The following is a 15,663-nucleotide window of genomic DNA, read 5'->3' on the forward strand; positions in this document are numbered from 1 at the left end:
ATGTCTGATATTCAAACCATAGAACCTAGCGTTTGGATAAATCCAAACGGACGAATTACTGATAAATTTTTCATCAAATTATCTACAGGTTATCAATTAATTGATTCAGAGAGTCGGCTAACACCTTTAGAGTTAAACAAGCGTAGCCTATTACTAATGTTTCAAGAAAATTGGGATACTTTGTTCGATAAGGACAAAATGTGTTCAATAACTAAAGGCCAGCGAATAACTAATACAAACCTGGAAGAGTTTTATAGTCAGATGACGTCGAGTATCCCTACCTACTGCTATCAAGGATATCCTTTAACACAAGCCTATACACTGCTGAATGAATTTATCGCTTACCAAAATAATAATTTTCAGACCCAAACGACTGCATACCCAATGCCTCCAAAAGCGGTTAAAGCTAAGGTCAATACCTTAAGTGTTGAATCTGACTGGATCAAAAATGGTAAGAAAGTGAGTAGTATTTTGACAGTTGTTGATCGCCATTGGCTAGATACGGATTGTTATACGGAAACCCAGATTATAGGGTGGCTAATATTTTCAGCAATGATATATGGAGGAATCAATGATAAAAAGACGCTTGTAAGCTACATAAATACTATTAGAGAACCGACAAAACGCCAGCCTTTTATAAATTTTAATATTATTAGTCAGGGGCACTATAAGAACAGAAAATATGGCAACGAGTATATTACTGATAATTTGTATTGCAATCAGCAAATTGTTTTAGACCCCGTCACACGGTGTTGGTTGATACGGTTAAATGACTGTCATAGTAAAGCTAGGATGATATCAATGCTTGATGAGCTGATACACGAAACGCTGACTGAAACGAGTATTGAAAGTATATTAAAAACCACTTTAACTCCACTGCTAGTTAAGCAGAGTATCAAGACACCAACGTTGGCATTCATGCTCTCTAATAGCAGTTATATTTGGGAGATGCTACCTGATGTGAATGTAGATCAGGCATTAGTAACCGTTATGAAAGGCAAGCAGGCTACCGTTGGACTCACAAAAAAATCGTTTGAACGATTACTTCATCAGAAGTACCAGCCTATTCAAAAAGTATATGAGAACAAAGAGTTTTTGGATCTTGAAATCATTGTTTCCAATGGTGGAAATGAAAAGAAAGCCTCTCGCCGTCAGGCAGATGATGAGCTTGATCTTATTAAAGCGCTTAAAAATATACTACACAAAAAGTATGAGCATCAGAATAAGTCCAAGTCTCAAAGCAACATAATCGACGAACTATTAAAAATATCGCATGACTCTTCAAGTTTGAGCTATAAAATATTAATACGTTGGGTGTTATCTCTTGTAGAAAAAAAGGGAATTAATAATGAGTCTATTAGCAAATATATAACCGCTATAGGTTATGAATGGCTAACGTTTACCAAAGACCAACCGCTTAAGAGTTGGACAACTGAATATTTTGAAGAGCTATATGATGAAATACTTGATGATATGGCTGTCAAAGATTTAAGTTACCCGGCAAAACGTCTACAAGCAATACATAAGTTTGCTGAAGTAGAATATGGATTCCCAAAGGTTAAAGTGCCTCTTACGTCATCGCAGCGTAAAATTCGCTCTGAATGGTTTTCTCCACAATTATTTTCAGCACTTATAGAACAAATGCGAATTGGTATTGATATTGTTGAAGCCGATATGCTCACTATTTTATTCACTATCGCGTATCGTACAGGCATGCGTAAAAAAGAGATCTTAGGTCTTAAATATGCCGATATCGAGGGAATGCAGCGTGACAAACCGTCAGTTATGATACGTCCAAATCATTATCGTTCAATCAAAACAGACAAAAGCATCAGAGAGGTACCGCTATTTGCACTGTTAAAGCCATCTGAATTGGCATTGTTTATTAAGTTTATTACTATTAACAAGACGAAGAATGATCAGCGTTTTATTTTTACACTGTCATCCTCACATATACCTCTTGCTGACCATGTTCCAATCAAGCTGCTCAAGCTATTGCATAAAGATATAGAGGGATCTGATCATATAGGTATGACGTTTCATGGATTTAGGCATACAGCGATGACTAATCTAGCATTAGTAATGCAAGGTCATCCTGACTTAGTCATGAGTATGACTGACTACAATGAAGAGGATATTGAATGTATTAAAAAGGGATTACTGGGTGAAAATACTTGTGGTTCAGATTTGTGGTATAGCTGCGCTCATCTTTTTGGACACTTATCACCTGATAGAGGTTTCGAATATTACAATCATACCGCATGGCTAATGGCGTCTTATAGTCTTAGTCAAGCTAGTATTCGATTGCCTTATAGCACATTTAAAAATATTACCGGTATAGATAAAAAGCAATTAAAAGAGAATGGATATAAAGGTGATACCAATAACATAGATCTGCAAAAGATACGAAAAATATTGTATCGACAAGTATTGAATAAAGATTATAGAAGTCCAAAGCAATTTGCTATCCAAGAAAATATTAATAATACAGTAGTAGCGAATGCACAAGATGATAGTAGAAATATGCTATTACAGCGGTATGGTCTACGAAGGATTATTGGGTTTTTAGAAGATATGGTAGAGGATAAAAACGTTGATAACGTAGCTGCAAAATACGATATTAATAGGTTACATGCACAGCAGTATTTTGATAATGCTATGCGAATTCATGGCATTCTATCTACAAGAGGCCAAAAGCGGTTTTTCGCTGAAACAGATACTATTAAGTTAACCCCATCATTACTGAAGAGTGGTCGTGAGCAGAAGATCTTAAGTCATTTTTTTACGAACGCTACTACAGTTAGAGACCAAAAAAATGAACAATGGAATCAGTTTATTATGGTTGCGGCTTCTAAAATGAGCACTTCGCGTCCTAGTATCAACTTCTCTATAAAAGATATGAATGCAGCAGTAGATTTTATAAAGCTTGGGGCTGAACTTATAGAAGATAAGTACTGGCTTGTAAGAGGTAATGAAGAGATAATGTCACTATTTAAAAAAGAGCTATCAGGCTATCCTGGCTTAAAATTCGAAACGTATAAACCAGATAATATTATTAGTCTAGGTATACATAACCCGAATAGCAAAAAGAATTCAAAGAAAAATAGTAAAATTGAAGTCTCCAATTACGAGTATTCGCCCTTATTGAGGTTTGCTATACATTTAACTTTAATCTTGGATTTGGATAATCAGTTTTTGAAAATGATGTGAATTTAGATTGCCAGGTGTTTTTGGATGAGGTTATGGTGGGTACGCTATCAGAATAGTGTGGTCGTTATCTGCTTAAAACTATATACAGGACTAATCGTTGAGCCCTTATGGTGATATATGTTTATAGAGCATAAAAAGAAAAGTAATCAATGAAGCGGTAGTGATCCTGATGTCTAACTGTGAATATTTATAAATGTGATTGATGAGCCCTTACTAGACTCATAAAAATAGCGCCCATTGCAGGCGCTATTTTTATTTCATTTCTATGAGGTAGGTTCATGATTTCTGATTTATATAAGCTCTTAAGATTACAGCTACTTCTTAGTACACAACTATTTCTAATAATTGGCTTTAATTTGTGTTTCTATGAAATCAGCGGCAACAGTATTGTACTGATCACAATTGACCACATCGACCGTAAAGTCCGTATCAGTATCTTCTGTAACACCTTTTTGATAGTAGTAAGAGTCATAGACTAAACCATTGTACTCAACAGCAGCTACAATATCGCCATCTTCAGAAGTATATCTAGCAGCTGAGAGTTCGTTATTGCGACCAACTTTTTCTTCAACGAGGTTTTTGACCACGTTGTATTGTTTTTGGTCAGCGATCCATTCACTGATAGTGATGTCGTTTCTAGAAGCTAGCTCGTAAAAAGAATAATAGGACTGAGATGGTGTCTCCTGAAAAATATAGCATTGAGAGCCAGTAGGAAAGGCGATATTATCTGGGAAGTAGTCATAGTCTAAGACAGTATTAATCCCCGTATCAGCATTACGAGCTAACTTCTTAATGCCGCTAAGATCTAAAGTTTCGATATCGTAAATGCTTTCAATGGCTGCGTTATCGGTCTGAATTTTTAACTCAAAGCTATCACTATCAGTAAATTTGAGCTTATAGAATCGACTGTCAAACTCATCACTTACTTTTACAAATACTTTATTGCCAACATAGTAGTCTAAATTATCTTCCTCATCACCTCTACTAACTTGATAAGCAGTAGGTGAGCTTCCTACGACAGTAGAAATTGTCTGCAAAAAATTATTGCTATCGAATCGATAGGCAAGCTTTCCCCATCCTGTCTTATATTCTCCGTCAATTACATCACTGAACGGGTCAAATGCTACGTAGCTCAGCTTATTGTCGATGATAGGGCCAGTACTATCACCGCTACCTACTACATATTCACCATTATCATCATTGCCGCCGCACCCTGTCAGCATTAAGGCGCTTGTCAATAAGATACTGGCATACAATTTATTTATTTTCATATTGTTACCTATCGTTAGCTTTCCGTAAGAAAGTAATCATAGTTAAAGGTACATCAAATTGCAAAACAAAGTTTTAGTTTTAACATTGTCGCTACAATTACTATGTATCTTATAAAGTAAGAATGTTTAAATCATTAGAAAATTTCCAACTCACAAGTAGCAGTGTCTTGAGTCTTATCCTAAACAGTAATGTGCGCTATACTCCCAAGCAAAACCAGTTCATCAAACTATAAAGACTCACCATAACAACCAGCAATTTTCCAGCGCGTTAAGGAATAACCAATGCCTGCCAGTACCACTAATAATATTACCCAAATCAATCAAGACGACATTAATAAAGCCGTATGGAACGCCTGTGACACCTTCCGTGGCGTCATCAGCGCTGATACCTATAAAGACTTTATTTTGACCATGCTGTTTCTCAAGTATCTATCCGACGTTTACCGCGATGAGTACAACAAGCTGGTCGAGCAGTTTGGCGACAACCCAGAGCTGATCCATGCCATGATGTCCAAGCAGCGCTTTGTCTTGCCTGAAGGCGCAAGCTTTTGGGACTTGTATGAGCAGCGTCATCAGCCGGGCAACGGTCAACGTATTGACGAGGCGCTACATGCCATTGAAGAAGCCAACGGTACTAAGCTCAAAAACGTCTTCCAAGATATCAGTTTTAACACTGATAAACTGGGTCAAGAAAAGCAAAAGAACGAGCTACTACGCCACTTATTAGAAGACTTTGGCAAAGACATCCTTAATCTAAGCGTTGAGCGTGTCGGTAGCCTCGATGTGATTGGTAATGCTTATGAGTTTTTAATCAAGCATTTTGCTGCGAGTAGTGGCGCGACAGCTGGCGAGTTCTATACGCCGCCTGAAGTGTCTAATTTGCTAGCGACTATCCTTGAGCCTGTCGAAGGTGATGAAATCTGTGATCCAGCCTGTGGTTCAGGGTCGCTACTCATTAAGTGCGGGGCAATGGTACGCAAAAACTCAAACTCTAAGAAGTATGCGCTATACGGTCAAGAAGCCATTGGCTCGACATGGGCACTGGCGAAGATGAATATGTTCCTACACGGTGAGGACAACCACCGTATCGAGTGGGGCGACACCATCCGCAATCCGCTGCTACTCGACAAGGACGGCAAGCACTTATTACAGTTCGATGTGGTGACCGCCAATCCGCCGTTTTCACTGGATAAATGGGGACATGAAGATGCCAGCAGCGATCCCTATGGTCGCTTCCATCGCGGTGTACCGCCCAAGACCAAGGGCGATTATGCCTTTATCAGTCATATGATCGAAACACTTAAGCCAACTACTGGTCGTATGGGTGTGGTCGTACCGCATGGCGTGCTGTTCCGTGCGTCTAGCGAAGGCAAAATCCGTCAGCAGCTCATCGAAGAAAACCTACTCGATACGGTGATTGGCTTACCCGAAAAGCTGTTCTTTGGGACGGGTATTCCAGCCGCTATTTTGCTGTTTAAAAAGAATAAAACGGATGACACAGTCCTGTTTATCGATGCCAGCAATGAGTTCAAATCCGGTAAAAATCAAAACCAGCTCACTGATAGCAATATTGCTAAAGTCATCGAAACCTATAAAGCGCGGGAGAGCGTTGATAAATACGCGTATCTAGCGAGCTTTGATGAAATTAAAGAAAACGACTTTAACCTTAACATTCCACGTTATGTCGATACCTTTGAGGAAGAGGCGGAGATTGATCTGGTCGCGGTGCGTACTGAGCGTCTTGAGTTAAAGGCTGAACTCGATGCGCTAGAAGCAGAAATGGCAGGGTTTTTAAAGGAGTTGGGTTATGATGCCTAATGGTTGGGAGTCAGGCGTTATAGAGGACATAGCACAAGTTTCTTCGGGTGGTACTCCTAGCAGAAAAAAAGATTCTTACTGGGTTAATGGCACTATTCCTTGGGTAACTACTGCTGAAGTCAAGTTCAATGTGATTACTGATACTGAGCAAAAAATTACTGAAGAAGGTCTTCAAAAATCATCAGCAAAATTATATCCGAAAGATACTATTTTAATGGCTATGTATGGTCAAGGAAAAACTCGTGGTCAAGTAGCCAAGCTTGGGATTGAAGCTTCTACAAATCAAGCATGTGCTGCGTTACAGTTGAATGCAGGATTTAACGTAGATTATTATTATCAATATTTGACTAGCCAATATGAAAATATCAGAGAGCTAGCCAATAGTGGTGGTCAGCAAAATCTAAGCGGCGGAATTGTTAAAGAAATTCAAGTTCCGATTCCACCACTCCCAGAACAACAAAAAATCGCCAAAATCCTATCGACTTGGGATAAAGCGATTAGCACGACTGAGCGTTTGATTGAGAATAGTATCCAGCAGAAAAAAGCGTTGATGCAGCAATTGCTGACGGGTAAAAAGCGTTTGCTTGACGAGTCAGGTCAGCGGTTTGAGGGTGAGTGGGAGGAAGTAATATTCGGAGAAGTCACTAAATTATCATCTAAAAAGTATAATCCATTAAAGGCTAATCAGTGTCTTCCTTGTATTGAGCTGGAGCATTTAGATCAAAGCTCAGGTCGAATAATTGGAAGTGAAAATGCTAGCGAATTAGCAAGTATAAAAAACTATTTTGAAGCTGGAAGCGTACTGTTTGGCAAGCTGCGCCCATACCTAAGAAAGTATGCAAGACCAGATTTTGAAGGCGTTTGCTCGACTGAAATATGGGTGTTTAAAACTACATCTAAGTTGCTTGATGAGTATTTATTTCACTTCGTACAAACAGATAAGTTTGTATCTGAGGCAAATAAATCATCAGGATCAAAAATGCCTAGAGCAGATTGGGGCGTTGTATCTGAATTAGTAATTAAAATTCCAAGCCTGAAAGAACAACAAAAAACCGCCACCGTGTTGACCAATGCCGATAAAGAAATTGAGTTGCTTGAGCAGCAATTGGCTGATTTTCAGCAAGAGAAAAAGGCGCTGATGCAGGTTTTGTTGACTGGTAAGAAGCGGGTGGTGGTTGATGGGGCGGTTGCGTAATGGAAGCTGACTCTCGCATAAGTAACGAAGTACTAGAAAAAACTTTAGATAGAACGATAGGTTTTGTTGCCAATTGCGATAGTAAAGTATCTTATTTACTCTCTTTTGTTGGAGTTATCATCACGATCTTACTTACATTCAAGCCCCCAAACCTAATTTTTATTAGTTTAGTACTAGAAAGTAACGAATCATATTGGTTTTTTGGAATTAGTATATTTGGCCTTACTCTCTCGCTATTTTATTTTTTAAAAGGTGTGTATCACCTATCACAAGCATTAACAGCGCGAACCAAAATTCATTCTGAAAATAGCAACTCTATGATTTTTTTTGGTGCAATATCATCTCAACAAGGTAGTAATGAATACCTACAAAATATCGAAAAGAACGAGTATAGCTATAGAGAAGATTTAGCCTGTCAAATTTATGTCAATTCAAAAATATGCACAGAAAAATTCGAAAGGTACAACAAAGGTTTTAAGCTCATTCTGTTCAGCTTACCAGTGCTCATAGTCTCATGGTCTTATTTATTTTAAATTAGGAGAGAATATTGTCTATATATGATTACAAGCAAGGAAAGAATAGAATTGAAACAATTCTTGATAACTATATGGAAATAGAAGAAAAGGATAGACTTCCCAGTGATGATAATTTTACTTTTGAGAACGGTTATAATTCTTGGGTTACAGCAATATTTGTTGATATAAGGGACTCAACTACTTTATTTTCTAAGAAGAATGAAGATACAGCTAAATTAGTTAGAGCATTTACCTCAGAAGTTATCGAAATCCTCAGGAAGGATGGTAACGTCCGTGAGATAGGTATCCGTGGAGATTGTGTCTACGCTATCTATACTACGCCTACTCAAGCCGAAATTTTAGAATGTGCAAATAATACTTTTTATGTGAATACGTTTATCAACATGTTTAATCGACTACTTAGTAAGAGAGGAATGGATAAAATTGACGTTGGAATTGGTATGGCTACTGATAAGGAATTGGTGGTGAAAGCTGGTAGGAAAGGTGTCAATATCAATAGCAAAGTATGGATAGGTAGAGCAGTGACGATGGCATCAAACCTATCTTCCTACGGAGATAAGGATGGCTATTCACGTATAATATATTCTAAAACTTCTTATGATAATTTTATAGATGAACTTGAAAAGAATAATCCAAATAACAACTTAAGAGGTTTTTTCAAATACATCAACAACTCTAAAACTTGGTACTTAGATGCGTATCATGCTGATATTATTAAAATTGAATTTAATACATGGGTTGAGAACGATTTTAGAGAGTAAGCAGTGTAGGGTTGGTTCTTCTCACCTACAACAACTATATCTGCCCTTTCCGAGGGACGAGGCGCGAATGCAGTCTTAAAGAACACCGTCCCATGACTCGCATATTTCCCCACTTTTAAAGCATTCAGATATCGAGGCTAATCTTTTTGAGCTTTTACTTTTTATTTCTTGTCAAAGCAAATTGTCACCATAACAAATATCAACTAATCTATACCCAACATAACCGCCACGCTTAGTGCCCTTTGGGTAACGCGCAACCTTGGCGGTTTTTCTTTGCCTTTTTTATGACGGTATCAGCTACAATAAATATAACCAAACAAACGCTATGTCTAAAGTGGGCAGATATGACCAACCCCAGCATCAACTTCGCAGAAGAGTTCAGCTCAAAGATTCCTGCCCTAACCTTGCTGACAACATTAGGCTATGAGTTCATACCACCCAGTCAATGCAGTGCCATGCGCTCAAAAGTGGTTTCAAATAAGGCCACTGACCAAGTCGTATTACTGCCCATCATGCGTGCATTTTTAGCCAAGCAAACTTTTACATTTGAAGGTCAGGCGCATCATTTGTCAGACAGTGCCATTGATAAAATCATGCACGAGCTAAATCCAGCCATGAACTTAGGCTTACAGGCAGCAAACGAAGCACTATATAACGCTATGCTTTATGGCGTGACCGTGACTGAGTTTATCGATGGTAAGAAAACCTCGCAGACTATCGCTCTGATAGATTGGAATAATATTGGTAATAATAGCTTTCACGTTACTGAAGAGCTGGTGGTACTCAATAGCGAGGGCACGAGTAGCCGTAGACCTGATATCGTCTGCTTTGTGAATGGTCTACCGCTGGCAGTGATCGAAGCCAAACGCCCTGACTCGAGTAGAGAGTGGCAATCGACCAATGCTCAAGCGGTGTCCCAGCATATCCGAAATCAAAAGCAAAAAGAAATACCGCATCTATTTGCCTATAGCCAGTTATTACTAGCGGTCAATGGTAATGACGGTCTGTATGCCACCTGCGGTACGCCTGAGAAGTTTTGGGCAAAATGGGTTGAAGAAGAAATCTCTGAACCTGAGTTTCATCGTTTAAAGAACCAAGCGCTCAGTCCTAAGCAAATTGAGAATTTGTTTGGTGATCGTCCTACTTCTATCAAAGAGGAATATCAGTCATTAGTTAATGGCGGTGATTTAGTCGTTACCGACCAAGACCGCTTAATCATCAGTCTTTTGCAGCCACAGCGTCTGCTTGAAATGACGCGCCTGTTTACCTTGTTTGATAAAAAAGCTGGCAAAATTGTTGCCCGTTATCAGCAAGTCTTTGGTATCAAAGCCTTGATTGAACGTATCAGTACCTTTGATGAAAAGGGCAGTCGTGAAGGCGGTGTCATTTGGCATACCACAGGTAGTGGTAAATCTTTCACCATGGTGTTCTTTTCCAAAGCACTTATTTGGTTAGAGGAGCTTGCGAAGTGCCGCGTCATTATCGTCACCGATCGTGTCGATCTAGAAACTCAGCTTAGTAAAACCTTTGCTTCTGGTGGTGTGCTTAGTGATCGAGATAAATCCGATGCCATGGCAACTTCTGGTCGCCGTCTAGCGCAGCAAATCGGGCACGGTAACGAGCGCGTTATCTTCTCTATTATTAATAAGTTTGGCTCGGCCGTTAAATATGATGAATGTTATAACGACAGCCCAAACATCATCGTCATGGTCGATGAAGGTCACCGTAGCCAAAACGGTGAGAATAACATCCGCATGGCACAAGCCCTGCCAAACGCCGCTTTTATTGCATTTACAGGTACGCCATTACTGAAAGATGATAAGACCGAAAACAAATTCGGTAGCATCATTCACTCTTATACCATGCAGCAAGCAGTTAAAGACAAAACCGTCACGCCACTATTATACGAAGAGCGTATCCCTGAATTGAATACCAATGACCAAGCCATCGATGCTTGGTTTGACCGTATTACTCAAAAGCTTACCGATGATCAAAAGACTGATCTCAAGCGTAAGTTCTCACAAAAAGGTCAAATCTATCAGGTTGAAGGTCGTATTGAGCTGATCGCTCATGACATCTCTGATCACTTCCAAAACTTTAAACAGCAGCACCTTAAAGGTCAACTGGCCTGTGACTCTAAAGCCTCAGCTATCCGCTATAAGATGGCCTTAGACAAGATTGGCAAAGTGACCTCAGTGGTTGCCATGTCGCCACCTGATACCCGTGAGGGGCATGACACTGTTGATGGTGAATCAAAAGACATCGTACAAAACTGGTGGCAAGCCAATGTCGCCAAAGAGTATGGCGGTGATGAAAAAGCTTACACCAAAGCTATCATAGAAGCCTTTAGTCAGGACGATGGTCCTGACATTATGATCGTTGTTGATAAGCTACTAACGGGCTTTGATGAGCCAAAAAACACCGTACTGTATATTGATAAGCCTTTAAAACAGCATAACCTGATTCAGGCGATTGCACGGGTAAACCGCTTGCATGAGAAGAAACGCTTTGGTTATCTGATTGATTATCGTGGCATCTTAAAAGAGCTGGATATCACCATTGAGAAATATCAAGACTTAGCAGAACGTACGCAAGGTGGCTTTGATATCGAAGATCTTAAGGGTCTGTATAACGCGATGGATACCGAGTATAAGCAGCTACCCAGACTGCATAGTGAGCTGTGGGCGATATTCTCATCAGTGAAGAACAAACAGGATGGTCAAGCGTTAAGACAAGTACTTGCACCAAAAATGCAGGAAATAGAAGGTAGGGTAGTCGATACCAAGCTCAAAGAACGTGATGACTTTTATGCAGCTTTGACTACGTTTTCTAATGCTATGAAAATTGCGTTGCAATCAGCGTCTTTCTTTGAGGATAAGTCGTTTGATAGTAAACGTGATTGTTATAAACAGGATCTAAAAGCCTTTATCAATCTACGTAAGCAAGTACGCGAAGATGCTGATGAAACCATTGATTACGATGAGTATGAAGCGGACATTCGTAGCTTACTTGATAAGCATATCGCAGGGCTTGAAGTTCGTGAGGCAAAAGGTGCTTACTTGGTTGGTAACTTAGGTAAGGATGTTAAACCTGAAGAATTAAGCGATGATGAAGCCCGTAACCAAACGGATAAAATCACTGGTCGGGTGACCAAGATGATTGAGCAGGATTTGGCTGATGATCCTTATGCCCAAGAGTATTTTTCTAAATTGCTCAAACAAGCGATTGCTGATGCTAAGGCAATGTTTGATGCGCCAGTGAAGCAGTACATGATGTTTGCTGACTTTGAGCAAGCCGTCAAAGACCGCGATGTCGCTGATGTACCAAATGCGTTTATCGATGATAGTGGTAAGTTAAACAAACATGCTCAGGCGTATTTTGGTTTGTTTAAGCACTTATTTGATATTGATTTCTTGGTAGATAAAGAGTTAGATAACGACAAGCTAGTCGCTTACGCCTTTGAGGTTGATAAGATCGTTAAGACAGCAGTGGCTGAGTATTCTATCAATCCAGCAGAGATTGAAAATGCTATTAGTGTCAAATTGCTGCCGATGTTATTTATGGATTTGGGTATCGATAAAGCGCAACAACTTATCGAAGAAGTGCTAAAGATTACCCGTCTTGGGCTTTCAAGAGACAAGTAGGCTAAGAGCAGTAAGAGGGTAGTAGGTAATGACTGAGAATGGCGTATTTTATTATGGTCAAGATAAGATTGATTATGAAGTCGTGCGTAAAGAAGCAACTTATAAAGAAAAGATAAATAAGCCTGAAAGCGATAAGCTGATTGCTAAAAAGACCAAGCCTCGAAAAGTGGTTATCAAAGTACATCCTGATCAGCGTGTGGTTGCCACCGCACCTGTCGATGCTACCGATGAGGTGATTTATGATGCGATGATGAAGCGTGCTCGCTGGATATGGCAAAGCCTACAGGACTTTGCCAAGCAACAAGATCATGTATTGCCCAAGCGCTATGTCAGCGGTGAGACCCAGTTTTATCTAGGCCGTCGTTATGTGTTAAAAGTGATAGCCGATGCAGAAACTGCCGATGTAACAAACAGCACGGTGAAGCTCAGTCGCGGTAAATTTAACGTGGAATTGTCTCAAAGTGATTCTGAGTTGGACGCTGAAGAACGAGCTGTCTTAGTTAAACGTCTTATTGATGAATGGTATAAAAACAAAGCCAAGCTTATCTTTATAGAACGCCTAAAGGTGGTATTACCTAAAGCAGCGTGGATAACTGATACGCCAGCTTTCAGACTGTTAGTTATGAAGAAGCAGTGGGGCAGTTGTTCAGTGAAAGGTAATTTAATCCTCAATCCGCACTTAGTAAAAGCACCAAAGGAATGCATTGATTATGTAATATTGCATGAGCTATGTCATATAGCTGAGCATAATCATAGCGAGCAATTTTGGCGCTTATTAACGCAAGTAATGCCGAACTGGAAAGAGGTAAAAGCCCGGCTTGATGAGATGGCTGAGCTTTATTTGAATGAATGAGTCATAACACCTTTATCGTAATTAGCATAAAAGCCACCTTCAAAAAGTAGCTAGCTATCAACTAAAATAACCCGCCTGATGCGGGTTATTTTAAGTTCAGTTCTGAGAAGCTTTTTAATTATGGCGTACCTGCATGCCCTACTTCAACCTGTACAGCTAGCATACGTCCTTTAGTTTCTGCCTTACGAGAAGCTTCATCCCAGTCTGGCGCCGCGCACATAAATAATGTCTTACCATCATGCCCACCAAGAGTAACCGCAAAGATACCATCAGGTGCAGTATCGATAGTTTCTAAAATTTCACCACCCTCTGCTATGCGTACCGCTCGCTGATTTATGGTATCTGCGATCCACACAGCACCCTCGGCATCCAAGGCCAAACCATCAGGTAATATGCTGGCATTTTCTATACGTAGACCCAGATTTGGCTCATCACCTAATTCTCCAAAATTAGCAAAGTCACGCTTTTCTCCGAGGCTACCATCTTCTTTGATATCAAATTGCGTAACTTTATTGCCAAATAGCTCGTTAACGATTAATGTTTTCTGGTCTGCAGAGATAACCATGCCATTTGGAAATGCCAATCCTTCAGCGACAACCTGTGAGCTTCCATCAGGCTTAACCAATACAAGCCCTGTGTTTTCATGGTCAGCGCCACCCATCAAATCAAAACCAAAGTTGCCGACATAAGCATTACCATTGACTGAAACCACCATGTCATTGGCATGACCACCGCAATGCTCCCAGATATCAGCGTGAACGACCAAGTTACCATCATTTTCTAGTCGCAAGACTTTGCGGTCTTTCATCGATACAACCAGCAGACGCCCATCAGGCAACCATCCTAAACCGGAAGGTTGATGTTCAACATGGATGATTTTCTCCGCTATTCCTTCATCGTTGACCCGATAAACGCCTTGAGTATAGAAATCGACAAACCATAGCGCATTTTGATACCAGCGAGGCCCTTCTAGATAGTGAAAGCCATCAACGGCAACTTCTAATTCATATTTCGACATAACCATCTTCCTTGATTGATAGACAAAATTATTTAAAAAGTATTTCTTATCAGGCTATTTCTTCATATATTGCAGTGACTTCCTCTAAATTCATATCTTTGGGATTGGTGGCAATTAGTCGCGCATAGGTATTGATAACTATGTCGGCTAGAGCAGGAATATCGTTCTTTGTAATATCTAGTTCACTTAAACGGTATTTGAGACCACTGTTTTCCAAAAATATTTTTAGTTGACTAATAAATGAAGTCGCTGCGTCTAAATCTGTCATTCCAGCTGTTTGAGTAGGCATGACAGCACGAGCAAGCTCTGCGTATAGAGGAGCAGCTTCTGATAAGTTAAATGTAAAAACACCGCACATGACGAGTGCATTAGCATGTCCATGTGGAATGTGGAAGTTAATACTAAGCGGGTAGGAGAGCCCGTGAACAGCGGCTACAGAGGCATTGACGAAGGCGATGCCTGCTAACGTAGAACCTAACAGCATATCGGCACGAGCATCAATATCGTCACCTTGGTTTAACACTTTTTCAAAATTATTCCAAAGCATTTGTAAGCCTTTTAGGGCTAATGCATCTGAAATAGGATTCTTTTTAGTACGACTCGTGTAGGCTTCAATACAATGCACCATAGCATCAAGCGCGGTTGCTGCAGTGATATGACGAGGTAATTTTAGTGTCAGTGTTGCATCTAAAATGGCGACATCAGGTAGAATTTTAGGAGTATAAATAGCCTTTTTACTGCCATCCTTTGCGGTAATCACGGAGACAAAAGTGGACTCTGCACCTGTACCTGCAGTAGTCGGTATTGCAAATAGCGGCAGTTTTTTGAAACCGCTAATATCTTTATCCAAAATATCATTAACGGACTGAAAGTCGTTTGGATATAGGGCGACAATCTTTGCTGTATCAATAGAGCTGCCGCCTCCTAAGCCAATGATCAAGTCACATTTATTGTCTCTTGCAAGTCCAATAGCGCTTTCAACAATTTCAATGGGCGGGTCTGCAACGACACTGTCGAACACAACGACATTAACACCGGCTTCCTGTAAGGATTGCTGGGCGATATTGACATAGCCTAGTTCGGAGATTCCAGCATCTGTAATGATTATAGCTGAGGTGGCAGAATATTGTTTTGCTAAAACCCCTAGCTTTTGGCGCATGCTGTCAGCTTCGCTGACAATATGACCATTAGTATAAAATTCAATCCCTGTCATTCTGTTCTTCCTTGTATATATATACTCACTTGTTGAGATCGAACGATGCAAAAGTAAGAGTGCTTTTATATCGATTAGACTCTTATAAGGCGTCAATGCTTTTCAAGAGTATTAGGTAACTACTTATCTTATTAACATTTTTAC

Annotated in this window: 10 protein-coding genes; 7 read left to right on the top strand and 3 right to left on the bottom strand. The window is 39.9% G+C overall.

All coding sequences use genetic code 11. The features are described from left to right. Positions 1–3,210, top strand: a complete 3,210-nt coding sequence (locus tag JMX07_RS10175; protein WP_201607760.1) for a site-specific integrase — start codon at positions 1–3, stop codon at positions 3,208–3,210. Positions 3,211–3,548: 338 nt separating this feature from the next. On the opposite strand, the gene JMX07_RS10180 is transcribed toward JMX07_RS10175, so the two are convergent. Beyond that, on the bottom strand, positions 3,549–4,481 hold the full coding sequence (locus tag JMX07_RS10180; protein ID WP_201607761.1) for a hypothetical protein: 933 nt from the start codon (positions 4,479–4,481) through the stop codon (positions 3,549–3,551). Between the two features lie 282 nt (positions 4,482–4,763). Between JMX07_RS10180 and JMX07_RS10185 the strand changes: the two genes are divergently transcribed. The 6 genes from JMX07_RS10185 (at position 4,764) to JMX07_RS10210 (ending at position 13,288) form a co-directional block, all read left to right on the top strand. After that, a complete protein-coding gene (locus JMX07_RS10185) occupies positions 4,764–6,299 on the top strand; it encodes a type I restriction-modification system subunit M (protein WP_201607762.1) in 1,536 nt (511 codons plus the stop codon). Further along, positions 6,289–7,494: a restriction endonuclease subunit S gene (locus JMX07_RS10190; RefSeq protein WP_201607764.1), complete on the top strand. Its 1,206-nt coding sequence runs from the start codon at positions 6,289–6,291 to the stop codon at positions 7,492–7,494. The genes JMX07_RS10185 and JMX07_RS10190 overlap by 11 nt, the downstream gene beginning before the upstream one ends. Beyond that, positions 7,494–8,027, top strand: coding sequence for a hypothetical protein (locus tag JMX07_RS10195; RefSeq protein ID WP_201607766.1), 534 nt, complete (start codon positions 7,494–7,496; stop codon positions 8,025–8,027). The genes JMX07_RS10190 and JMX07_RS10195 overlap by 1 nt, the downstream gene beginning before the upstream one ends. A gap of 14 nt (positions 8,028–8,041) precedes the next feature. Next, positions 8,042–8,791: an adenylate/guanylate cyclase domain-containing protein gene (locus JMX07_RS10200; RefSeq protein WP_201607768.1), complete on the top strand. Its 750-nt coding sequence runs from the start codon at positions 8,042–8,044 to the stop codon at positions 8,789–8,791. A 344-nt stretch (positions 8,792–9,135) separates the two neighbouring features. Next, positions 9,136–12,435 (top strand): type I restriction endonuclease subunit R, encoded by a 3,300-nt coding sequence (locus JMX07_RS10205; RefSeq protein WP_201607770.1) that lies wholly within the window; start codon positions 9,136–9,138, stop codon positions 12,433–12,435. Positions 12,436–12,463: 28 nt separating this feature from the next. Beyond that, positions 12,464–13,288: a M48 family metallopeptidase gene (locus tag JMX07_RS10210; RefSeq protein ID WP_201607772.1), complete on the top strand. Its 825-nt coding sequence runs from the start codon at positions 12,464–12,466 to the stop codon at positions 13,286–13,288. 118 nt (positions 13,289–13,406) lie between these two features. Here the strand turns inward: JMX07_RS10210 and JMX07_RS10215 are convergent, their stop codons facing one another. After that, positions 13,407–14,306 (bottom strand): SMP-30/gluconolactonase/LRE family protein, encoded by a 900-nt coding sequence (locus tag JMX07_RS10215; RefSeq protein WP_201607773.1) that lies wholly within the window; start codon positions 14,304–14,306, stop codon positions 13,407–13,409. A gap of 49 nt (positions 14,307–14,355) precedes the next feature. Further along, complete coding sequence (locus JMX07_RS10220; protein WP_201607774.1) at positions 14,356–15,519, bottom strand: iron-containing alcohol dehydrogenase; 1,164 nt, start codon at positions 15,517–15,519, stop codon at positions 14,356–14,358. Positions 15,520–15,663 lie beyond the last annotated feature (144 nt).

It is taken from the genome of Psychrobacter immobilis (genome assembly GCF_904846235.1).
GTDB lineage: Bacteria > Pseudomonadota > Gammaproteobacteria > Pseudomonadales > Moraxellaceae > Psychrobacter > Psychrobacter immobilis_C.